Genomic DNA, 21,513 nt, shown 5'->3' with positions numbered 1-21,513 from the left:
GACATAACTTTACATTTGGTAATGGTAGCTGGTGCAGCCTGCCGGGCGGCGATTTGCAGGCAAAAAAAAGCACCGCCGCAGCGGTGCTGTGATTTCAGACCGAAGGGTTACTTCGCTGCCGCCGGCGCTGGCTGATCTTTTTCCAGCTGGGCCAAATCGTTAGCGATTTTCACCGTTTCATCCAGATACGGATCCGGCTCTTTGTAGTCTTTCGGCAGATCGTCCAGGCTCTTCAGCGGCGCTTTGCCTTCCGCCTGGTAGCGCGCATTGATACGTTCCAGACGCAGCGCATCTTCTTCGTGGTTCTCTTTCTCGCGCTGGGCCAGATTGAGCGACACGATGTTACGCTTGTCCTTCATCGCGTTGAAACGTGCAATGTCTTTCATGATGTACTGGAACTCGCGATCTTTGGCGATGCGATCGGCGTGCTCTTTGGTCAGCTGCGGCACCAGCGGCGTGATATCGCCGGTTTTGGTGTAGGTCGCCGCGTTGATGCTGTCCCACGGCAGCGCGTTATCCTCAAACTTCTCGCCGGTCTCTGCCGCTTCCACACCGGTCGGCATCAGCAGGTCCGGCGTGACGCCTTTCCGCTGAGTACTGCCACCGTTGATGCGGTAGAACTTCTGAATGGTGTACTGGACTGAGCCCAGCGCCGGCCATTCCGGACGCAGCATCTGATCGTAGATGCGGTTGAGTGAGCGATACTGCTGCACCGTGCCCTTACCAAAGGTCGGTTCGCCGACAATCAGCGCGCGGCCGTAATCCTGCATCGCCGCGGCAAAGATTTCCGACGCCGAGGCGCTGAAGCGATCGACCAGCACCACCAGCGGACCTTTGTAGTAAACGATGCCGTCGTTGTCGCTGTCCTCACGCACGCGACCATTATTGTCACGCACCTGCACCACCGGGCCACTCGGAATAAACAGGCCGGAGAGCGATACCGCTTCGGTCAGCGCGCCGCCGCCGTTGGTACGCAGATCGATGACGATGCTGTCGACGTTCTGCTTCTGCAGTTTCTGCAGCTGCACTTTCACATCGTCGGTCAGGCCAACATAGAAGCCCGGGATATCCAGCACGCCGACTTTCTCTTTGCCGACGTTGTGCACGGTGCCCTTCACCGCGCGATCTTCCAGACGGATTTTCTCACGCGTCAGCGTCACGGTACGGGTTTTGGTGCCCTTGCCGGCTGGCAGGATCTCGAGGCGCACTTTGCTGCCCTTCGGCCCTTTGATTTTGGACACCACGTCGTCCAGACGCCAGCCAATCACATCTTCCATGGGCTTGCCCGGCTGGCCGACGCCCACAATGCGGTCGCCCACGCTGATGGATTTGCTCTTGGCCGCCGGACCCCCGGCGACCATCGAGTTGATCACCGTGTAATCATCATCCATCTGCAGCACGGCACCGATACCTTCCAGCGACAGGCTCATTTCGGTATTGAACTGCTCGGTGTTGCGCGGTGACAGATAGTTAGTATGCGGGTCGATTTCATGCGCGAACGCGGTCATCGCCAGCTGGAACACATCTTCGCTGTTGCTTTGTGCCAGACGACGGATGGCAAAGTTGTAGCGTTTGGTCAGCGTCTCGCGAATCTCTTTGTCATCTTTCCCGGCCAGCTTCAGGCTCAGCTCGTCATACTTCACCTTGGCATCCCACAGCGCGTTTAGCTCATCTGTGCTTTTCGGCCACGGTGCTTTGGCACGATCGATATCGATGGTGTCATTGCCGGTGAAGTTCATCGGGCGGTTCAGCACGCTGAGCGCATACTGATAGCGCTCGAAGCGGCGCTTCTGCGCCAGATTATAAAGATCGTAAAACACATCCAGCTTGCCGCTGCGCAACTCATCACCGAGCGTGGTTTTCTTGTCGGCGAATTGTGCCACGTCCGACGCCAGCAGCACGTTATGGCTGTAGTCGAGCAGATTCAGGTAGCGGTCAAAAATTTTCGCCGAAAAATCCTGATTCAGATCGAACTGACGATAGTGAGAGCGGGTGAAACGCGAGGTGACGCGTTCACTGACGGTAGGATGCTGTGCTTCTTCGTGTAACTGGGGAATCTGGTCGGCGCGGGTAATGTTGTCCGCGCCAAAGGTGGGGCCTGCCAGCAGCAGGCCCGCGATCATACCGATCTTAAAAATGCTGTTCATGCCAGGGTCGGGCCTCCGTTTCAGAACTGCAAGTGTTCTGCGCGCACAATCATTGCCAGGCCGGAAGCGAGCTGGACCCGGACGCCATCTTTAGTAATTTCCAGGATGGTAGCGTCCATTGCACTTTTGCCTGCTTTGACTTTGATGTTTTGACCCGCTTGCAACGTTGAAGTGTCAGTGACGGGTTTTGCCCGCGGTGGACGCGGAGCAGCCTGACGCTCACCGGCCGCAGCACGCGGTGCCTGTGGACGTGGCTTACGCGGTGCGTCACCCTCCGCCGCTTTACGGGCAGCAGGCTTGCGCGGACGACGCTCAGCGGTCTCTTCACCGGCTTCACGTTTTTTCGCTTTTTGCTGCTCGCGCTGCGCCTGCACGCGCGCTTTGGCTTCTTCCAGCTGCTTGCGCGCATGTTCTACGTGCTGCTCATCCAGCACGCCACAGGCGTTGCCGTCGAGATCGACACGGGTGGCACCGGCTTTAATGCCGTAAAGATAACGCCAGCTTGAGGTATAAAGGCGTAAGGCCGAACGCAGTTGCGTCTTGCTCAGGCTGTTTTCGCCCTGAACGCGCTCCACCAGATCCTGAAAGATACCGATTTTGAGCGGACGCGCTTCACCTTCGGCGCTAAAGCAGTGCGGAAAACGCTGCGCCAGAAAGGCGATGACTTCTTTACTGCTGTTCAACTTAGGTTGATTTTCCATGAAATTTCCTGATTACAACGGGTTTGCCGACCAGAGCAGGCATGAACAGGCGACATTATAATGACAACATCGCCAAATGCTATGTGATCCAGTCGATTAGCTGCGCGTCAGCTGAAGAAATTTTTCAATGTCGCTGTTCGCCAGCACTGCACAAAGCCCGTCGGTAAGGGCTACCAGCCCCGCTTCATCCTCGCTATCGAAGCGAGAATAAACCGTACTGTCGATGTCGAGAACACCGACCATCGTGCCATTCACTTTCAGAGGAATCACGATTTCCGCATTACTGGCGGCGTCGCAGGCAATGTGCCCCGGGAAAGCGTGCACATCTTCAACCCGCTGCACACTATCCTCCGCAACCGCGGTGCCACATACGCCTTTACCCATCGGAATGCGGACGCAGGCGATTTTGCCCTGGAACGGACCCAGCACCAGCGTCTCCGGCTCGGTCAGCAGATAGAAGCCTGCCCAGTTAACTCCTTCCAGGCGTTCAAACAGCAGCGCACTGCAGTTGCCCAGCGCCGCCAGGAAAGAAGTTTCGCCCGCTAACAGTGCGCGGACATCGCGATTTAAATCCTCGTAAAAGGCTTTTTTGTTCATTGTTTAACCATAACTCATCACTGGCGTGACCTTGTTGTCACTCAGTTGTTAAAATAAGCACTAATAATCCAACCCCACAAGGTGAATCATTGTGTTAGTTACTATACCCTTAGCACGCTATGCTTGAGACTATTCTCGTACCATAGATTGATGCAGACAGACGTGCTCTGCTCCGCATGCCGGTAACTGTAACGAACAATGGGCCCCTTGCGTCATTTATGAAAATTCACGCCATCAGCCAGACGTTGCCCCACGCACGTTATCAGCGTTGCCCGCAATGCGATACCCTTTTTTCCTTACCGGATGTGAAATCGCATCAGTCGGCTTATTGCCCGCGCTGTCATGCCCGTATTCAGAACGGTCGCGACTGGTCAATGACGCGGCTCACCGCCATGGCCGTCACGATGATCGTACTGATGCCGTTCGCCTTCAGCCTGCCGCTGGTGGATATCCGCCTGCTTGGCATGCGCATCAACGCCAGCCTGCTGGAGGGCGTGCTGCAGATGGCGCAACAGGGCAACGTGCTGACAGCCGCCATGGTGGCGTTTTGCACCATTGGCGCGCCGGTGACGCTGGTGGCCGGCATCTGCTATTTGTGGATTGGCCACGCGCTCGGCATGAACCTGCGTCCGGTCCTGCTGATGCTGGAGAAACTCAAAGAGTGGGTGATGCTGGATATCTATCTGGTCGGCGTGGCGGTGGCATCGATTAAGGTGCAGGATTATGCCGCGCTGGAGGTCGGCTACGGGCTGATCGCCTATATCGCACTGACCATCATGAGCCTGCTGACGCTGATTCATCTCAACGTGGAGGAGCTGTGGGAACATTATTACCCGCAGTCGGTGCCGCACGAACCGCCCGAGCGGTGGCAGGTTTGCCTGAACTGCCACCACACCGGTATGCCCGATGAACGTGGACGCTGCACGCGCTGCCATACGCCGCTCGATTATCGCCGCCGCCACAGCCTGCAAAAATCCTGGGCGGCGCTGATCGCCTCGATTGTGCTGCTGATCCCGGCTAACCTGCTGCCGATTTCGGTGGTGTACGTCAACGGTGCGCGGCGCGAAGACACCATTTTCTCCGGTATTCTTGGCCTCGCCTCCGGTAACGTGCCGGTGGCGGCAGTGGTGTTTATCGCCAGTATTCTGGTGCCGTTTACCAAGGTGTTAGTGATGCTGACGCTGTTGCTCAGCATCCATTTTAAGTGTGAACAGGGTTTGAAAACCCGCATCCGTCTGCTGCGCGCCGTCACCTGGGTGGGCCGCTGGTCGATGCTGGATCTGTTCGTCATTGCTTTAACCATGTCGCTGGTCAATCGTGACCAGCTGCTGGCTTTTACCATGGGACCTGCCGCCTTCTACTTTGGCGCGGCAGTCATCCTGACCATTATGGCCGTTGAGTGGCTCGATAGCCGCCTGATCTGGGATGCACATGCAACAGGAAACGCCGACTACACCGACTAGCGCTAATCTGCGTAATAAACGCAAGATTTCGCCGTTCTGGCTTTTGCCCATTATCGCCCTGCTGATTGCCGGCTGGCTGTTATGGACCAATTATCAGGAGCGCGGCACCACCATCACCATCAACTTCCAGACCGCGGACGGCATCGTGCCGGGTCGCACGCCGATTCGCTATCAGGGCGTGGAAGTGGGCACCGTGCAGGGCATTGTGCTGAGCGATGACTACCGCAGCATTCAGATCAAAGCCAGCATCAAGAGCGACATGCGCGATGCGCTACGGGAGAACACCCAGTTCTGGCTGGTGACGCCAAAAGCCTCGCTTGCGGGCGTCTCCGGGCTGGATGCGCTGGTGGGCGGTAACTACATCGGCATGATGCCCGGCGACGGCAAAGAGCGCGACCACTTTACCGCGCTGGATACCCAGCCGAAATACCGGGTAAACACTGGCGAACTGCTGATTCACCTGCACGCGCCCGATCTCGGCTCGCTCAACACCGGTTCGCTGGTCTATTACCGTAAAATTCCGGTCGGCCGCGTCTATGATTACAGCATCAACGGTAATACCGATGGCGTGACCATCGACGTGCTGATTGAGCGGCGCTTCACCAACCTGGTGAAAAAGCAGAGCCGCTTCTGGAATGTGTCGGGCGTTGACGCCGATGTCAGCCTGAGCGGTGCCAAAGTGAAGCTGGAGAGCCTGGCCGCGCTGGTGAATGGCGCGATTGCCTTTGACTCGCCGGACAGCGGCGAACAGGCCAACAGCGATCAAAACTATCAGCTCTATTCGGATCTGGCACACAGCCAGCGCGGCGTGCTGATTTCGCTCGATCTGCCCAACGGCGACAACCTGAAAGCCGACAGCACGCCGCTGATGTATCAGGGGCTGGAAGTGGGTACCCTGACCAAACTGACGCTGTTGCCGGGCGGCAAAGTGTCCGGCGAGCTGACGATTGATCCCTCCGTCACCGGCCTGATGCGCAGCGGCACGCGGATTGAGATGCGCGCGCCGAAACTCAGCCTGACCGACACCAGCCTGAGCAGCCTGCTGACCGGCAATACGCTGGAACTGGTCCCGGGCGAAGGTGAGCCGCAGGATCACTTCAGCGTGCTGCCGGCCAGCGAAACGCTGTTGCAGAAGCCGGATGTGCTCACCGTTCAGCTCAGCGCGCCGGAAACCTACGGTATCGACGCCGGACAGCCGGTGATGCTGTATGGCGTGAAGATCGGCCAGGTAATTTCGCGCCGGCTGGATGAAAACGGCATCAGCTTTGTGGCGGCCATCAATCCGGAGCACCGCCAGCTGGTGCACGCCGACAGTAAGTTCATTGTTAACAGCCGTCTCGACGTTAAATTTGGCCTCGACGGCATGCAGGTGCTGGGCGCCAGCGCGCGCGAATGGGTCGACGGCGGTATCCGGCTGGTGCCGGGTGCGAAAGGTCAGCCGTCCAGCCGCTATCCGCTGTACGCCGACTCAGAGCGCGCGGCAGAAGGCATTACCGGCGATCAGCCGCCGACCACGCTCAAACTGACCGCCAACAGCCTGCCGGATGTGCAGGCCGGCTCGGTGGTGCTGTACCGCAAGTTCCAGGTCGGTGAAGTGGTGGATGTGGTGCCGCGCGCCGATGCGTTTGAGATTTCGGTCCATATCCAGCCGCAGTATCGCAAGCTGCTGACCAGCGAGAGCGTGTTCTGGGCCGAAGGCGGCGCCAAAGTCCAGCTCAACGGCAGCGGTCTGACCGTGCAGGCTTCACCGCTGAACCGCGCACTGAAAGGCGCAATCAGCTTTGATAACCTGACGGGCGCGCAGGCAGCGAAAGGCGTTAAGCGTGTGCTCTATCCGTCAGAAACCGCCGCGCGTGCGGTCGGCAGCCAGATTACCCTGCACACCTTTGATGCCAGCAAACTGTCGGCCGGCATGCCAATCCGCTATCTCGGCATCAACGTCGGTCAGGTGGAGTCGCTGGCACTGAGCCAGGATAACAACCAGGTGGTGGCGAAAGCGGTGCTCTATCCGGAGTATGTGCAGGACTTCGCGCGCATCGGCAGCCGCTTCTCTGTTGTCTCGCCGGAGATTTCGCCCGCCGGCGTCAATCACCTGGAAACGCTGCTGCAGCCGTATGTGAACGTGGATCCGGGCAAAGGTGCGCTGGCGCGCAGCTTTGAGCTACAGGAGAGCACCATTACCGACTCGCGTTACCTTAACGGGCTGAACATCTATGTGGATACCACCGAAGCCGGATCGCTGTCGATTGGCACGCCGGTGCTGTTCCGCGGTGTAGAAGTCGGCACGGTAACCGGCACTTCGCTGGGTAACATGGCCGACCGCGTGCAAATCGCGCTGCGCATCAGCAAGAAGTATCAGCATCTGGTGCGTAACAACTCGGTGTTCTGGCTGGCCTCCGGTTATAACCTCGACTTTGGCCTGATTGGCGGTGTGGTGAAAACCGGCACCTTCCAGCAGTTCATTCGCGGCGGCATCCAGTTTGCCACGCCACCGACTGTGCCGCTGGCGCCGCAGGCCGGTGCCGACAAGCACTTCCTGCTGCAGGATGAAGCGCCAAAAGAGTGGCGTAACTGGGGCACGGCGATTCCATCGCCATACTGAGACAACGGGCAGCCTGCGGGCTGCCCGACTTATTTGCGCCAGGGATATTGCGCACGGCTGTACCTGAGCCGGGCTCGGCGTTACACTTCGCCCTCACTTTGTTAGTCCGGTAGATATCCGTGTCCGATCGTTTTCCTGAAGATTTTCTCGCGCTGATGCGCGCCAGCCTGGCCGACGAGGCCGAACTCGAACGCTTTCTCGCCATCAGTCAGCAGCCGCTGCGCCGCAGTCTGCGCGTCAATACGCTGAAAATCAGCGTGGAGGATTTTCTCACGCGCGTGGCGGGCTACGGCTGGCAGCTGACGCCGATTCCGTGGTGTCGGGAAGGCTTCTGGATTGCGCGTGATGACGAATCGCTGCCGCTCGGCAGCGTCGCGGAGCACCTCAGCGGTCTGTTCTACATTCAGGAAGCCAGCTCAATGCTGCCGGTCAGCGCGCTGTTTGACGCCGCGCCGGATGCCCGCCAGGTGATGGATGTGGCCGCTGCGCCGGGCTCTAAAACCACGCAGATGGCCGCGCTGATGCGCAATCAGGGCGCGATCCTCGCCAATGAATACTCCGCCAGCCGGGTGAAAGTGCTGCATGCCAATATCAGCCGCTGCGGCGTCAGCAATGTGGCGCTGACCCATTTTGACGGGCGCGTCTTTGGTGCCGCGCTGCCGGAACAGTTCGATGCCATACTGCTGGATGCGCCCTGCTCCGGCGAAGGCGTGGTACGGAAAGATGCTGACGCGCTGCGCAACTGGACGCTGGCCAGCACCGAGGCCATCGCCGCCACCCAGCGCGATTTACTCGACAGCGCTTTTCACGCGCTGCAACCGGGCGGCACGCTGATTTACTCGACCTGTACGCTTAATACTATCGAAAACCAGCAGGTGATTGCCTGGCTGCAGCAGCGCTATCCGCAGGCGCTGGAAATTGTGCCGCTCAACGATCTGTTCGCTGGCGCCGAACGCGCGCTGACGCCGGAAGGCTTCCTGCACGTGTTTCCGCATATCTTCGACAGCGAAGGCTTTTTCGTCGCGCGGCTGCGCAAAACTGCCAGCGTGCCGCCATTGCCGGCGCCGACCTACAAACTCGGCAAGCTGCCCTTCTCGCCCGCCAGCCGCAAGCTGGTGGCGGAGGTGGCGCAGGCCGCGCACAAGGTGGGACTGCACTGGGATGAGAGCCTGACGCTGTGGCAGCGCGACAAAGAGCTGTGGCTGTTCCCGGCGGCGCTGGAGAGCTGGCTCAGCAAAGTGCGTTTCTCGCGTATCGGTCTCAAACTGGCGGAAACCTTCCCGAAAGGCTTTCGCTGGCAGCATGAAGCGGTGGTGGCGCTGGCGCAACCGGACAGCGCGCTGGCGTTCGAACTGGACGAAGCGCAGGCGGAAAGCTGGTATCGCGGACAGGATATCCATCCCGACACACCGCCCGTGCGCGATGAGGTGATTGTCACTTACCAGCAGCAGCCGCTGGGCCTGGCGAAACGCGTCGGAAGCCGCATCAAAAACAGCTATCCGCGTGAACTGGTGCGCGACGGCCGGCTGTTCCGTTAACAACCATTACTGCAACTGCACCAGCGTCAGCCGGTTACCAAATACCGCGCCGGTATCAATGTAATGCTGATTCGCGGCTTTAAGCGGCTGCTCCAGCGGCGTATGGCCAAAGTAGAACGCACTGGCGCCGGCGATCGGCTGCGAACGACCGCGCTGATGGCGAGCGAGCCGGTCGCGGCTCCAGACGACCTGATGCCAGTCGACATCCTGTCCCAGTGCATAGGCACTGGCAGGATAGTCGGCATGAGCAATGACGATGACGCGCTCTTCAAATTGGAGATGTAAAATCAGCGGCAGATCGGCACAGCGCTTCAGCGCATGACGCGCGGCAATCAGCCGCGCACCGCTCAGCTGCCAGAACCAGTCCCCGCCGTTCATCATCCACAGCATCGGATCGTCGCCCTGCAGCGCATCGAGCGCCATCTGCTCGTGATTACCGCGCACGCAGCGGAACCACGGCTCTTCCAGCAGTTGCAGACAGCCGAGGCTGTCCGGCCCGCGGTCGATTAAATCCCCGACCGATAGCAGCAGATCCTGTTGCCGATCAAAGCCCTGCCGCAGCAGCTGCGCATCAAGCTGCGCGCGGCAGCCGTGCAAATCACCGACCACCCAAATATTGCGCCAGTTATTTGCACGCAGCGTCTGATAAAACATGTAATCTGCCCCGGTTGACTGGAAGTTTAGTAAACCCGGCATAAAGTATAGTCCGGTGAGGGGTAGCCGCGGAGGCATCAGCGTGAGCAGTCGGAAACAGTTTGTTGGCATCCTCGTGATGATTTTTATTGGCAGCCTGCTGCTGCTGGAGTCGCTCGCGCGCCTGGTGCATCTGCTTTTTGTCGGCTGAGCGGTGTTTCATACCGCGCTAAACGCTTACACTCCTTTGCGTATCACTGAAAGGAGTCTCCATGAGTCAGAATATCTACGATAACCCCGATTTTTTTGCTGGCTACGCCACCCTGCCGCGTTCGGTCAACGGACTGGACGGCGCGCCCGAGTGGCCCGCGCTGCGGGCCATGCTGCCTGAACTGCGCGACCAGCGCGTGCTGGATTTGGGCTGCGGCTACGGCTGGTTTTGTCGTTACGCGCAGCAGCAAGGCGCGCGTGAAGTGCTGGGGCTGGATGTGTCAGAAAAAATGCTGGCGCAGGCCGCTGCCATGACCGATCGGCCTGGCATCACTTACCAGCGCGCTGATCTCGAAACCCTGCAGCTCAGCAGCACCTTTGATGTGGTGTACAGTTCGCTGGCGCTGCACTATCTCAGCCATATCGACGCCCTGTTTGCCACGATCTTTCATGCGTTACGTCCCGGCGGCGCGCTGGTGTTTTCATGCGAGCACCCAATTTATACCGCTCCGCGTCAGCAGGAGTGGTTCATTGATGATGCCGGGCAGCGCAGCTGGCCAGTCAATCAGTATCAGCAGGAAGGGGAACGGGTCAGCAACTGGTTTGCCGCTGGCGTGAAGAAGCAGCACCGCAAGCTGGCAACGTGGATAAACGCGCTGATTGCCGCCGGTCTGGTGATTGAACGGCTGGATGAGTGGGGTCCGGATGTACAGCAGGTAGCGGAGAATCCGGCGCTGGACGAGGAGCGCGAGCGTCCGATGCTGTTTTTGCTGGCGGCGCGCAGGCCGCTGTAAGGTTTTCAGCAGTGGCTGCATCCTGCAGCCCTGTGAAAATTCCCCCCGGCGCTTATCTCCGGCACTCAATCAAGGTGTTAGCTCTGTAAGGGACGGCACCTACTGTAACGCTTAAGATTATTCCGAACAAGTTAAATGATATTAACTATCATTCTCAACTATTGATCTGGCGCGCTGTTAATGCCCGTTGCGTTTGTGTCGCTTCTGTCTGCTGAATCCCACAGGAGCCCGCATGATCACTGACTACACCTTTAACTATCTGAATGGCCTGGATGTGCACTACCGCTATAAACCGGCCAGTCTGGATAATCAGCATCTGTTGATTGTCATGTCCGGGTTTAACCTGCCCGATCCTACCGTGTATGATTTTACTTTGCTGGAGCACACCCGCGCAGCCGTGTTATGGATCAAAGACGATTTCAACGGTTTGCCAGCGTATTACCTGTGTAACAATCTTCAGTTCAACATCGAGCACGGCGTCAGCCAGCTCATCCGGGCGGTGATTGAGCTAACCCAACCTTCTGACGTGACCATTCTCGGCGCGTCGAAAGGCGGCAGTGCCGCGCTCTACTTTGGTATCCGCCACAACATCAGAAACATTATCACTGCAGTACCGCAGTTTTTTCTCGGTGACTATGCAAGCCAGATTTGGCCCAGTGTGGGGAAAGCGATGATGGGAGAGATAAGCCCGGCTGCGGTCGCGTTGCTAAATAAATACCTGCCCAATGCCCTGCGACGCGATCGCCAGACACAGAAAAATATTTATCTGTTTACTGCTCTGGCCGATCATCAGCGCGAGCAGGAAGTGTTACCGCACCTCGGGCTGCTGGAAAAATACAGTAATTTCAATCTGATTGAATCGTCATCACCCTGTATCACGCAACATAATGAGGTGACCCGCTATAACCTCAACCTGATTCTGGCGCTGATATATCAGCTGGAGCAGAATATCACCCCGCGCTGGGGCCATATTCGCAACGGCAGCAGTTGGTAACGGCGCAGCTGAAAATCATAGGTTGGCTATGACGAATCCCCGGCTAACGCGTGATTAAAAAGATCGCCAGCATAAAACCGACAAACAAACCGGCAAAGGTCAGCAATCCGGTGCGCGGCGTTTTGGCCTGACCGACAATCGCGCCGATAAAAATGCTCAGAATGGTGAGCGTGCCAATCATCACCCAAAGAAGATAGTGTGTATTTGCTGCCATGCGAAATCCTGTTAAGCGGCCATCAATCAATGCGCCCTGTTATACCATTTTTCGCTGTGGCTGGCTGCTGCAAATATCCGCTGCGTTGCGCTCAGCATGACGATGCGTAATATGTGACAACGTCACTTACGTATTATCTCACGCAATGTTATCACGCTTAATAAATGCGCTAATTGAGCAAATAAAGTCCGGCGACAAGGGTACCGACGGAAATAATATGGAATAGCTCAGTCATGGTAGCGACCTCAATTTGATGCCTGTACGACTCAGTCAAGAACAGCATCTGGCGTTCGTCAAATCATCACCGCCTGCATTAAGCGCAGCCGATGGCATAAATACCAATCGATGCTTAACTGAATACGTACCCATAAGACAGGAGGAAAGCCATGAGCCAGTCTGCATTAGCCACCTACCTTGCGTTAAGCGACGACGACCTCAATGAGATGGGCATCCGTCCGGACACGCTGTTCAAAGCGCAGCCCGACGATAACGGCGCCGCCGGTTACTATTTCAACGTACCGGACACCACGCCGCAGCGCGTGCTGGGGCAGAAACGCTGGTCGCTGGGCGATCGCATCGACATTCCGGCAAGCGTGTTAAATAACGATTCAGCGTAACGGCTCCCGGGATGCGCGATCCTGTGCCAGGCTTAAGTCATTGTGGAATGTTGCAATCAAGAGGGAATGATTATGATGAAAAAAACGGTACTGGCGTCACTGCTGATGGTGTTTAGTCTGGGCGCTATCGCTGAACAGGGCGGCTTCGAGGGCGGTAAAACCCCGCCGCCGCAGAAACAACAGGACGCCGGTTATAAAGGGTCTGAAGACACCGGCCAGACGCATATCGAACAGATTCGGGATTTTCGTCAGGGCGGCTATGTCACGCTGGAAGGTTATATCGTTAAAAAGTTAAGCGGTGATAATTATCAATTCCGCGACAGCACCGGCACCATCACCATTAAAGCCGCTGTCGATACCTTCAAAGGCAAAACCTATAACGCTGAGGATCAGGTACGGGTAAGCGGCAAAGTGTATGGTCGTGGCGAAAATACCCGTGTGGATGTTGCACGTATCGAAGAACCTTAATGCGTTATCGTCCGGTCCGCCGTCGCGTGTGCGGCGGACATTATCTTTCCATTGGCAGGAAATCATCGCATGAAGAGCCTGTTTGCCAGTCTGTTAATCCTCTCCACCCTGACCGCGCTGGCTGGCTGTCAGCAACCTGAACGGCCAATTGGCCCGGACGGACGCCCTAATGTCCCTGCAGAACAACCGGTGCCCGGCGGTCCAATGAGTAAGGGGCCGGTAGGTCAGCCGCAGGCCTGACTGTTAGCGGCATCAGTACTTACCGCGCCCTGCCCTGAAATTTATTGTCCTTATCGCCGCCGGGTATTATTTCCGGCGGCTTTTTTACGTCTGGCTTAATTAACGCCCACCACCATTACCCTGATTAAATTTTCATGGCTATGCTTGGTTATTACGCTGAACTAAAGGATATGCTGATGCACAGTCTTGATCCACAAATGTTGCTGTTACTCTATTTTGTCCTACCGGTTTGGCTTATTGCTGGTTTTGCCGACTGGCTTTGCCATCGCGCAACCGAAATAGAGCACACCTCCGGCGTTAAAGAGACGTGGATACATATTTTAATGTTTCTGGAGATGGGCATTCCGCTGCTGCTGGCATTATTTTTTGAGGTGAATGCGCTGATTATTGCGCTAATGATCGTGCTGTTTTTTTGTCATGAAGTCACTGCGTTATGGGACGTCAGCTATGCGGTGAAAAGCAGAAAAGTGACGCCGGTCGAACAACACATCCACAGTTTTCTCGAAATGGTGCCGCTGATGGCGCTGCTACTGGTGATCTCCCATCACTGGCCGCAATTTCTCGCGCTGTTTGGGGCCGGCAATGAAACGCCCCGGCTTACTCTTACGCTGCGTGCCGATCCGCTGCCGCAGGGTTATATTATTGGCGTACTGTGCGCAATCGTGGTGTTTGAACTGCTGCCTTATCTGGAAGAATATCTGCGTACCCGGCGCGCGAAGAAAAACGCCTCAACGTGAACAGCATAAACCACCGTGCTGAATGGAAATGGGAATGATTGGGGAAGCTATTGATTCCACCACAGCCAATACCCACATGATAAAAAAACCTCCCGCGGGAGGTTTATCGATTAGATCGGTTTTTGCCCATCGTCTTCAGGCAATCCGGTGCCGGTATCATCATCGTCATCAAGCGGCTCTTCGCCGGGCACCTGCGCATCATCAGGCAGCGGAGTGACATCATCGGGTCGTTCTGACATAAGCACCTCCATACCCCACATTGGGTAATAACTATTTTAGTTGCGTTATCCTTCAGCCCGGCGGGTTTATCACGCATCTGTGAATTAAGCGTAAGAAGTAAATTAGTTATGGGTTAACGCTTTGCTTATCGCCAGGCTTCAGCTAGTAACCATAAAAAAGGCCACCCGAAGGTGACCAATAATAGGGTACTCGCTGCGTTAGTCATCAGGTGTGGTTATTAATTTATTTCGCCACATGAATAACACAACTGAATTAATTCGCTTCTTTCATCACATACAACGACGAGGCGATGGCAATCATAATCGACTTACAAAAAATACATTTTGCGCCGAGTGGATTTTGCCTGTTCCTGTCAAAAATGGACTGGCGATATTGAGAGCCCTGACATTGTGGGCATCTCATAGCATTAATTACTGTAATAATCAGAGACCTGTAACGTTAACAGCGGACGGACCTCTAGGGCCGTTTTCTACAGAGAATTCAACTTTCTGACCGTCATCGAGTGAGCGGAAGTCAGTTCCCTGAATGGCAGAGAAATGGACGAAAACGTCTTTGCTGCCGTCTTCCGGAGAAATGAAGCCGAAACCTTTCTCAGCGTTGAACCATTTTACTGTACCGAGCATTTTATTTGACATGTTTATACCTTGATAATGAGCCATATGGCATTAGAGGCTGAACCGCAGCGACACATCAGAACCTGAGATAAAACTCAAAGAGAAAGGCACAGGAAAGGCACTAACACAGATGAGAGATACAAAACGAACTAACTATGGGACTGTCTGCTTATCAGACCGGAGATGCATTAACGCACGTCTGGCGGGTAAACACAAGGGGTAATAATATTTATTGATAAATTTCGGGTTTGACGAAGCGGTTACTGCGCCGCGTTTAAAATTTTAAGTTAATAGATTTAGTCACTATTTTTCATTTCTGAAAGTATCAGGCATTTAAATAATTACTTTGCTGCGGCAACGACTGTCATCTTGTCTGATAAAGAGCAGGTGTCCATGACGTTCAGAGTTTTGCTGTGGTGATGATGTCTCGGAGCACCGTGGTGTGCATTTCGATCCACTGATTGGCCGCCCGCAGTGTTTAATGCCAGCTCAGGCGGTCAAGTTCTTTGATGAGGTCAAAGGTGCTGATGGTATACCTCACGTTTCACCGTTTGCCAGTAAACAATCATGAATTGCAACAATCGCTTAGCGCATAAATCATGTTGCTGAGGCAATAAAAACCTTACTTAAATGCAACCGTTCATGCCATGCTTTGCCCGGAGCATTACAAAAGTATCGCGCTGCAGTGTCCGCGCGGCATTGACCCGTTTTATCTTTAAGTTGCAGGAACCGTTACCCGATGAAATGAAGCAGAAGACGCGTAAGGAACTGTACTACTTTTACATCATGATGATAAATATACGACGAAATTATGAAGCTAAGAAAAACACAGTACCTGCGCACCAACCCGATTTATTATAAGGATGCGGATAAATGAGCATAATTTTTGTTCCCCCGCTTATCACGCTTCTACTTAGCAGGGAGAGTGAGAAAGGCAGCCCACTGACTGAGGATGAAGTAAATAGCATCAGAGACGATGCGACAGCTATCAATCTGGATAGTGAAACTGCTTTGGCGATGGGGGAGAGCCGCGGCTATCGGGATATAGACCCTGAAAATTGCTGGGCAGAATGGTTAGCATTCAGGAGCGATAAGTAGCGTTTAAGAGCCTGGCGCCAATAAAATACAAGCCGCTTATACGCAGCGGAGAATTAGGGAAAGATTTGCGCAACGGTTGCCAGACAACAAGAACATGTCCAGGACCAAAAAGTATCTGGATTGACGCGGTCAGGTATAAGTGATGATTTGATTTGGATATAAGGATTTCGGACACATTTAGGACATTTTCGTACTGGCTGTAATTAATCCTTGTAAAACAGATATATAAAAAAAGACCCAATACTAATTAAAAACACTAAAATCAATGACTTACATTTGTACTAGGCGACAATTTGGCTGACAAGAAACGTATATGCAATCTAAAAATTTTACTTAATATCATTCGGAAAAATTTAAACAAAAAAAGCTAATGTAATCATAACACTAAAGATTATTTAATCACTTTATATGTGACTTAGATCACACTAACTCATAATGGGTCTTTAACGTTCTAAAGGTTTAGGATAATTCTTAACATCTTCTTACAAACTAAAGGACTTAGCATGAGTGGATCTGGTGGTGGTATCAGCGGTTCAGATATATTGACTCCCTGTGATAATCTTAAATTTACTACGGACCTTGCTTCACCCAAAGCAGCAGCCATGAGTTTAGAAATTGGCGACATACTCGAAATTACGCTCAACGGTGATGCCCTAGTTGTTATGTACGATGGGGAGATAGTGGGTGGAATTGCTTGTAAAGAAAGTTCAAGGTTAAGATTTTGTTTATCCCAAGGCAATTCTTATAAAGCGAGTGTGCTTACTAAAAATCTAGGACAAATTAAAATTTCCGTTTATCCGGGGTAACTAATCATGATTAATGTGATAGGCGGAGTTTACCGGGAAAAATGTTTAAGACCTTCTTGGGACCATGTTTTTGGCTCTGGTGGCAGGGCTGCAATAGCTATTGCTACCATGGGAACCAAAGTTAACCTACATGCCTATATCAGTGATACCCTTTTATATGACTTTAATTTTAAAGTTGCTTTATTAGGAAACGATGTATTTTCACTAACTAGGTTACCTTACAATAAAGACATAATCTTTAACTATTCACACGGTCTCGATCCTTTAAATCCCCCCATAGTTGAAAAGAAAGAAAACATAAAATTAATAAGTGATAACGCCCTAGTTTTCGGAATGTTAGAATGTGATTTTGAAATCACTGTAGATTACGCTGTTTATGATCCTCAAAATACTTTTAGCACTGAATCATTTTCTAAAAATGGTTCTAAAGCAAATCACTTAGCTCTTGTACTGAACGAAAATGAAGCTAGAACATTGTGTAGTAATAGTCATATTGTAAACATTGAAGAAATCATAGACGTACTTCATACACAAGAAGCAGCTGAAGTTGTTATTGTTAAATGTGGTCCATCTGGCGCAATTGTTTCATATGCCGAAGAAAAAATGAGAATACCCGCTTTTCAAACAAATAGTGTTTGGAAAATAGGTTCTGGAGATTGTTTTTCTGCACACTTTGCTAACAACTGGATTGTAAATAAAGAGCCACCAGAAGTTGCCGCCTATAATGCATCTTTAGCTACGGCATTTTTTTGCGAGAGTTCTACTCTACCTTCTGCATTTATGCTTTCAGATTATAGTCCTAAATCAATTGTACTTGATGACTCTTCACGTAAACCAGTAGTTTATATTGCCAGTCCCTTTTTTACCTTACCCCAGCTGTGGCTCGTTGAACAAATCAGATTCAATTTGATCGAAATGGGTCTTCACGTAACCTCACCCTATCATGATATAGGCATGATTCAGAGTGAAAATAGCAAAGATTGTAATAAGGTATGCGATGCTGATCTGTTAGCAATACAGAGTTCTGATATTATCTTTGGTGTAATTGATGGGTGTGATTCTGGTACTATCTTCGAAATTGGTTATGCTACAGCTTTAAATAAGAAAATCATTTTACTTAATGAGAATGTGCCATTAAATGACTTGGTGATGTTCCATAACAAACATACTTTAATTACTAATGATTATGTAACGGCTATTTATAAAACACTTTGGGCAAGTCTATGAACAGTAAAGTTGGATTAATATTATCTGGAGGCATGGATTCTGCCTGCTTAGCTTGGTGGATGAAACCTAACATGGCCTTCACCATCAATTATGGGCAGTTAGCAGCTGAAGCAGAAATCGAAGCTTCAAGTGAGATTTGCCGCATATTGCAAATAGAACATCATATTATCTCTATTGACTGTAAGCAACTTGGTTCTGGTGACATGGCTGGCAAACGAGCAGATGAAAAAGCACCTGCTACCGATTGGTGGCCTTTCAGAAATCAAATGCTAATTACTTTTGCAGCAATGAAAGCTATATCTTTTGGAATTGAAAAGCTCTTAATAGGTACGGTTAAGAATGATAGTTTCCATAAAGATGGTACATTTGAATTTATAGATGCAATCTCAAATCTTTTATCTCTACAAGAGGGCAACATCATAGTTGAGGCACCAGCATTCACTCTTGATACGTTAGATTTAATTAAGGCATCCTCAATTCCATACGAAATATTAAAACTTACCCATAGCTGCCACAAATCAATCACTCCCTGCAATAATTGTCGCGGTTGCAATAAGCACAATCAAATTTTAAATGATTTGGGGAGGTATTAGTATTTAAGTTATTTTTTGGGCGCAATATGAGCGCCCCAATATATAAGTGTATTAGTTGAAGCTTATTGTAGCCAAAACTTTACCAGAAAACTCTATGTCACTTAATAAGCACTCGAAGTTGGAACTAGGGTTGGTCACCATAATTTTTTTTCCGGGCAGTAAAGATACATCATAAACGTCATATTTATCATCAACACCTAAAACCCAACGGCCGTTACTAACATTCGTGACTTCTGAATCAATAATCCATGCTCCGAAGCTACTGGTTACTAATATAGGGGACACAACGTGCTTTGGCAGAAAAGATATATCAGAGATCCATTCCCCTGAATCTACTAATAAACCATCCTGTAGAACTTTCTTTGGAATTCTATCTTTTTGGTCAATAGCGATGGTTGCATCTCGCTGATTACCTCTACCCGTTGCAAGCCATTTAATTGATACCCCGGTATCTAGCGCGCAGCTTACTACAACATCCCCTGGAAAATAATTACGCCGTATCCATGTACTAACTGTTCCAGAGGAGATATCAAGCAATTCACATAACTGTTTTTGCAGAGTAAATCCATATGCATCAAGTATCCGCCTCAGCACCGGTTTACCACCATTCGCCATAACTTCGTCGTACACAGCCCTGCCACTTAAAGTTGGCAAATTGCTATTGCAACTTGCTTTCTCAAGTTCCCCAGTCACTAACCAGTTAACGTCCGCTCCGGTATCAAGAGAACATTGGACGATAACGTTTCCCGGAACCTGTCCACGCGCCAACCAACTGGCAACATTGCTCTTAGCAATTTCAAGTCGATCGCTTAGTTGCTTCTGCATGGTGAAGCCATAGGCTGACAGGATTCTTTCAAGAACATCTCCCGCCACAGCATTTTCAAGACGCATTATTTTCACCGATGAACGCTAAATTATGTTTATAGTTAAACAATAGCGATCTAGAGTGTTCACACACCACATGTAACACCATAGAACACGTTTAACTACGAGGAGATACTGCGTTATGCATACTGAAAATGCAAACAGCCAGAACGCATTTGACTTAGTGCAATCTAAAGAATTCATTGCCAATGTCGCTGCAATTCTAATGCCCGCTATCAGCGAGGCGGTTAACGATGCCGTAAACAAAGCTGTCACGTTAGCAACTTCACCAACCATGTCTAAGCAAGACTTCGCCGCAGCCAACCGCATCAGCGACTCGGTGCTGGAGAAGTGGATATCTAACGGTGTTGTATTGCTCGCCCCTACACCGTCTTTCACATATACCCAAAACCGCACCAACAAAAAGACCGGTGAAAAGGTCGAAACCACCATGACCAAACATGGCAATCCACTTATCAATGTTGCCGCCTGGCGTGAAAAAAACCGCCAGCACGCAATCAAATGTCGCTACATCAAACCCTAATTTGATTTTGCAAGTTGAGGGCGTTTCAAACATGTTTGATTTCAAGGTTTCTACCCATACGCACTACGACGATGCCTGTCGCAAGTTCGCATTAGCACACAACATGGAAGACGTTGCACAGCAAACTGGCATGCGCGCGCAAACGCTGCGTAACAAGCTGAATCCCGACCAGCCGCACCAGCTTACCGTGCAGGAAGTGTTAACGCTCACCGATGTCACCGAAGATGCGACGCTTATTGATGGCTTGCTTGCGCAAATCCAGTGCTTACCTTGCGTGCCGGTCAATGAAGTCGCCAACGACAAGCTGCCACTGTATGTGATGAAAGCCACCGCTGAGGTTGGTCAACTCGCTGCTGGCGCGATCTCAACTGAGCAATTAAGCGCGAGCTGCAAACGCGGTCTACTACAAAACGTGAATAGCGGTATTCGCTGCTTAACGCTGGCAGCAATCGCTGTTCAAGCGCGCATACAGGCTAACCCTGCTTCGTCTTCGACAGTCGATGCGATCAGCGGCCTTGGCGCTTCGTTCGGCGTGGTGTGAGGTGCAGCCATGATTTCATTTGCTGCACAGCTCAAGAGGCAAAGCCCGTCAATGTCCTACGGGCACGGATGGATTTTAGGTGACAACGGTAAGCGCTGGCATCCGGTTAAACAGGTTTCAGGCGCACCACGTTCTCAGGCAATACCCAAGAGAGGCAAATCATGGCTATTGAAGGCGATTCAATGCTTGTCGAATTGAGTGCCGGTCAGCGCGTCGCTGCACTCAATCACGTTGCGTTATTGCGCTCGCAGTTTAAGGGCGGCGACGGTGAAAAAGATTTATCGCGATTCTTCGATTCAATGCGTGATGTGAGAGACAACAACTACCAGGACAATAAGCGTACACTAAGCGCAATCTTTTTCCTGGCGAATATCGGTAAAGACCGACACAGCGCTGATTTTAGCGAATTAAGTACCGATGAAAAATCCGCAGTCATTCGTGCAATGAACCAATTAAAAGCCGTTGTGAGTTTATTCCCTAAGCGAATGACACTTTCTAACTAAATAACTCAATGCAATTAACTGGCGTAAACCCGCCGGGATTCACTTTGCCCAAAAACAGGAAATTACATGCTGAATAATTCATCCCAATTTAAACAAACGGCTGCATATATCGACCTCGACATGATGCTCAATGACGCGCGCAAAGAAGAGCGTCGCGATCGCGCTGACTTGATGGTCAATCGTCTGAACATATTGGCCGCGAAAATCCGTCACGACGAATTATCGTCGATTGAAGCCGCCGAACTACTCCATCAGGAAATCGAAAAAATCCAAACGCAAATTGCGGAGTCACACTAATGGCCGACTCAATGGATATTGTGCAACAGCGCACCGAGGAAATGCTCGAACGTAATATCGCGCTTATCGTTAACCGCGCCCCTGCGATCAGCGCTTCTTTCTGCGAAGACTGCGACGCACCGATTCCAGAACTGCGCCGCCGCGCCTATCTTGGCGTTACCCGCTGCGTTTCTTGTCAGGAAATTGAAGAACAGCGCGGCAAACACCAGCAGGCCAAGGCCTGATGTCCGA

Annotated in this window: 28 protein-coding genes; 19 read left to right on the top strand and 9 right to left on the bottom strand. The window is 52.1% G+C overall.

Annotated features, from left to right (window positions below; genetic code table 11):
• Positions 1 to 107: 107 nt before the first annotated feature.
• The 3 genes from prc to OXR61_RS00410 all read right to left on the bottom strand — a co-directional run bounded on the left by prc (position 108) and on the right by OXR61_RS00410 (position 3,445).
• Positions 108 to 2,147 carry a carboxy terminal-processing peptidase gene (gene prc, locus OXR61_RS00420; RefSeq protein ID WP_021510017.1) on the bottom strand — a complete coding sequence of 680 codons (2,040 nt, stop codon included), beginning with the start codon at positions 2,145 to 2,147 and terminating at the stop codon, positions 108 to 110.
• Between the two features lie 20 nt (positions 2,148 to 2,167).
• The gene (proQ, locus tag OXR61_RS00415; RefSeq protein ID WP_010616374.1) at positions 2,168 to 2,848 is read right to left on the bottom strand and encodes an RNA chaperone ProQ; all 681 of its coding nucleotides are present in this window, start codon (positions 2,846 to 2,848) and stop codon (positions 2,168 to 2,170) included.
• Between the two features lie 96 nt (positions 2,849 to 2,944).
• Positions 2,945 to 3,445 carry a GAF domain-containing protein gene (locus tag OXR61_RS00410; RefSeq protein WP_021510016.1) on the bottom strand — a complete coding sequence of 167 codons (501 nt, stop codon included), beginning with the start codon at positions 3,443 to 3,445 and terminating at the stop codon, positions 2,945 to 2,947.
• Positions 3,446 to 3,663: 218 nt separating this feature from the next.
• On the opposite strand from OXR61_RS00410, the gene yebS reads away from it, so the two are divergent.
• The 3 genes from yebS (at position 3,664) to rsmF (ending at position 9,048) form a co-directional block, all read left to right on the top strand.
• A complete protein-coding gene (yebS, locus tag OXR61_RS00405) occupies positions 3,664 to 4,908 on the top strand; it encodes a membrane integrity lipid transport subunit YebS (protein ID WP_021510015.1) in 1,245 nt (414 codons plus the stop codon).
• The gene (locus OXR61_RS00400; RefSeq protein WP_021510014.1) at positions 4,877 to 7,510 is read left to right on the top strand and encodes a PqiB family protein; all 2,634 of its coding nucleotides are present in this window, start codon (positions 4,877 to 4,879) and stop codon (positions 7,508 to 7,510) included. The genes yebS and OXR61_RS00400 overlap by 32 nt, the downstream gene beginning before the upstream one ends.
• Positions 7,511 to 7,629: 119 nt before the next feature.
• A complete protein-coding gene (gene rsmF, locus OXR61_RS00395) occupies positions 7,630 to 9,048 on the top strand; it encodes a 16S rRNA (cytosine(1407)-C(5))-methyltransferase RsmF (RefSeq protein WP_021510013.1) in 1,419 nt (472 codons plus the stop codon).
• A 6-nt stretch (positions 9,049 to 9,054) separates the two neighbouring features.
• Here the strand turns inward: rsmF and OXR61_RS00390 are convergent, their stop codons facing one another.
• The gene (locus OXR61_RS00390; protein ID WP_021510012.1) at positions 9,055 to 9,702 is read right to left on the bottom strand and encodes a metallophosphoesterase; all 648 of its coding nucleotides are present in this window, start codon (positions 9,700 to 9,702) and stop codon (positions 9,055 to 9,057) included.
• Between the two features lie 251 nt (positions 9,703 to 9,953).
• On the opposite strand from OXR61_RS00390, the gene OXR61_RS00385 reads away from it, so the two are divergent.
• Positions 9,954 to 10,685 carry a class I SAM-dependent methyltransferase gene (locus tag OXR61_RS00385; RefSeq protein ID WP_059009737.1) on the top strand — a complete coding sequence of 244 codons (732 nt, stop codon included), beginning with the start codon at positions 9,954 to 9,956 and terminating at the stop codon, positions 10,683 to 10,685.
• 232 nt (positions 10,686 to 10,917) lie between these two features.
• Positions 10,918 to 11,679 carry a hypothetical protein gene (locus OXR61_RS00380; protein WP_021510009.1) on the top strand — a complete coding sequence of 254 codons (762 nt, stop codon included), beginning with the start codon at positions 10,918 to 10,920 and terminating at the stop codon, positions 11,677 to 11,679.
• A 43-nt stretch (positions 11,680 to 11,722) separates the two neighbouring features.
• On the opposite strand, the gene OXR61_RS00375 is transcribed toward OXR61_RS00380, so the two are convergent.
• A complete protein-coding gene (locus tag OXR61_RS00375) occupies positions 11,723 to 11,893 on the bottom strand; it encodes a hypothetical protein (protein WP_165899336.1) in 171 nt (56 codons plus the stop codon).
• A 386-nt stretch (positions 11,894 to 12,279) separates the two neighbouring features.
• On the opposite strand from OXR61_RS00375, the gene OXR61_RS00370 reads away from it, so the two are divergent.
• The 4 genes from OXR61_RS00370 to OXR61_RS00355 all read left to right on the top strand — a co-directional run bounded on the left by OXR61_RS00370 (position 12,280) and on the right by OXR61_RS00355 (position 13,955).
• A complete protein-coding gene (locus tag OXR61_RS00370) occupies positions 12,280 to 12,510 on the top strand; it encodes a hypothetical protein (RefSeq protein ID WP_058781840.1) in 231 nt (76 codons plus the stop codon).
• A 75-nt stretch (positions 12,511 to 12,585) separates the two neighbouring features.
• Complete coding sequence (locus OXR61_RS00365; protein ID WP_264443659.1) at positions 12,586 to 12,978, top strand: NirD/YgiW/YdeI family stress tolerance protein; 393 nt, start codon at positions 12,586 to 12,588, stop codon at positions 12,976 to 12,978.
• Positions 12,979 to 13,047: 69 nt separating this feature from the next.
• Positions 13,048 to 13,218, top strand: a complete 171-nt coding sequence (locus OXR61_RS00360) for a hypothetical protein (RefSeq protein ID WP_058774586.1) — start codon at positions 13,048 to 13,050, stop codon at positions 13,216 to 13,218.
• Between the two features lie 176 nt (positions 13,219 to 13,394).
• Complete coding sequence (locus OXR61_RS00355; RefSeq protein ID WP_267410482.1) at positions 13,395 to 13,955, top strand: diguanylate cyclase; 561 nt, start codon at positions 13,395 to 13,397, stop codon at positions 13,953 to 13,955.
• Positions 13,956 to 14,065: 110 nt separating this feature from the next.
• On the opposite strand, the gene OXR61_RS00350 is transcribed toward OXR61_RS00355, so the two are convergent.
• From OXR61_RS00350 to OXR61_RS00340, 3 genes are all read right to left on the bottom strand, one after another.
• A complete protein-coding gene (locus tag OXR61_RS00350) occupies positions 14,066 to 14,194 on the bottom strand; it encodes a hypothetical protein (RefSeq protein WP_021510004.1) in 129 nt (42 codons plus the stop codon).
• A gap of 253 nt (positions 14,195 to 14,447) precedes the next feature.
• Positions 14,448 to 14,597: a hypothetical protein gene (locus tag OXR61_RS00345; RefSeq protein ID WP_230857119.1), complete on the bottom strand. Its 150-nt coding sequence runs from the start codon at positions 14,595 to 14,597 to the stop codon at positions 14,448 to 14,450.
• Positions 14,598 to 14,617: 20 nt separating this feature from the next.
• Positions 14,618 to 14,830, bottom strand: a complete 213-nt coding sequence (locus tag OXR61_RS00340) for a cold-shock protein (RefSeq protein WP_267410481.1) — start codon at positions 14,828 to 14,830, stop codon at positions 14,618 to 14,620.
• 852 nt (positions 14,831 to 15,682) lie between these two features.
• Between OXR61_RS00340 and OXR61_RS00335 the strand changes: the two genes are divergently transcribed.
• The 4 genes from OXR61_RS00335 (at position 15,683) to OXR61_RS00320 (ending at position 18,533) form a co-directional block, all read left to right on the top strand.
• On the top strand, positions 15,683 to 15,907 hold the full coding sequence (locus OXR61_RS00335; protein ID WP_021510001.1) for a hypothetical protein: 225 nt from the start codon (positions 15,683 to 15,685) through the stop codon (positions 15,905 to 15,907).
• 503 nt (positions 15,908 to 16,410) lie between these two features.
• The gene (locus OXR61_RS00330; RefSeq protein WP_071813665.1) at positions 16,411 to 16,713 is read left to right on the top strand and encodes a hypothetical protein; all 303 of its coding nucleotides are present in this window, start codon (positions 16,411 to 16,413) and stop codon (positions 16,711 to 16,713) included.
• 6 nt (positions 16,714 to 16,719) lie between these two features.
• The gene (locus OXR61_RS00325; protein WP_071813664.1) at positions 16,720 to 17,940 is read left to right on the top strand and encodes a PfkB family carbohydrate kinase; all 1,221 of its coding nucleotides are present in this window, start codon (positions 16,720 to 16,722) and stop codon (positions 17,938 to 17,940) included.
• A complete protein-coding gene (locus OXR61_RS00320) occupies positions 17,937 to 18,533 on the top strand; it encodes a 7-cyano-7-deazaguanine synthase (protein ID WP_056889681.1) in 597 nt (198 codons plus the stop codon). Before OXR61_RS00325 ends, OXR61_RS00320 begins: the two co-directional genes overlap by 4 nt.
• A gap of 51 nt (positions 18,534 to 18,584) precedes the next feature.
• On the opposite strand, the gene OXR61_RS00315 is transcribed toward OXR61_RS00320, so the two are convergent.
• On the bottom strand, positions 18,585 to 19,424 hold the full coding sequence (locus OXR61_RS00315; RefSeq protein ID WP_071813663.1) for a phage repressor protein CI: 840 nt from the start codon (positions 19,422 to 19,424) through the stop codon (positions 18,585 to 18,587).
• 115 nt (positions 19,425 to 19,539) lie between these two features.
• Here OXR61_RS00315 and OXR61_RS00310 point away from each other — a divergent pair, with 115 nt between their 5' ends.
• The 6 genes from OXR61_RS00310 (at position 19,540) to OXR61_RS00285 (ending at position 21,506) form a co-directional block, all read left to right on the top strand.
• Entirely contained in the window at positions 19,540 to 19,941 is a 402-nt protein-coding gene (locus OXR61_RS00310; RefSeq protein ID WP_021509999.1) for a hypothetical protein, read from the top strand.
• 31 nt (positions 19,942 to 19,972) lie between these two features.
• Positions 19,973 to 20,482, top strand: coding sequence for a phage regulatory CII family protein (locus OXR61_RS00305; RefSeq protein ID WP_021509998.1), 510 nt, complete (start codon positions 19,973 to 19,975; stop codon positions 20,480 to 20,482).
• 9 nt (positions 20,483 to 20,491) lie between these two features.
• Complete coding sequence (locus OXR61_RS00300) at positions 20,492 to 20,680, top strand: phage filamentation protein Fil family protein (RefSeq protein WP_021509997.1); 189 nt, start codon at positions 20,492 to 20,494, stop codon at positions 20,678 to 20,680.
• Positions 20,644 to 20,985, top strand: coding sequence for a DUF5347 family protein (locus OXR61_RS00295; RefSeq protein WP_031280197.1), 342 nt, complete (start codon positions 20,644 to 20,646; stop codon positions 20,983 to 20,985). The genes OXR61_RS00300 and OXR61_RS00295 overlap by 37 nt, the downstream gene beginning before the upstream one ends.
• Before the next feature lie 66 nt (positions 20,986 to 21,051).
• Positions 21,052 to 21,282: a DUF2732 family protein gene (locus tag OXR61_RS00290; RefSeq protein ID WP_021509995.1), complete on the top strand. Its 231-nt coding sequence runs from the start codon at positions 21,052 to 21,054 to the stop codon at positions 21,280 to 21,282.
• Positions 21,282 to 21,506 carry a TraR/DksA family transcriptional regulator gene (locus OXR61_RS00285; protein ID WP_021509994.1) on the top strand — a complete coding sequence of 75 codons (225 nt, stop codon included), beginning with the start codon at positions 21,282 to 21,284 and terminating at the stop codon, positions 21,504 to 21,506. Before OXR61_RS00290 ends, OXR61_RS00285 begins: the two co-directional genes overlap by 1 nt.
• The last annotated feature ends 7 nt before the right edge of the window (positions 21,507 to 21,513 follow it).

Source organism: Pantoea sp. GM_Pan_4 (assembly GCF_026541005.1).
In the GTDB taxonomy this organism is placed as follows: Bacteria; Pseudomonadota; Gammaproteobacteria; order Enterobacterales; family Enterobacteriaceae; genus Pantoea; species Pantoea dispersa.
The sequence above is the reverse complement of the archived record's forward strand: the minus strand, read 5'-3'. Positions and strand labels throughout refer to the sequence as shown.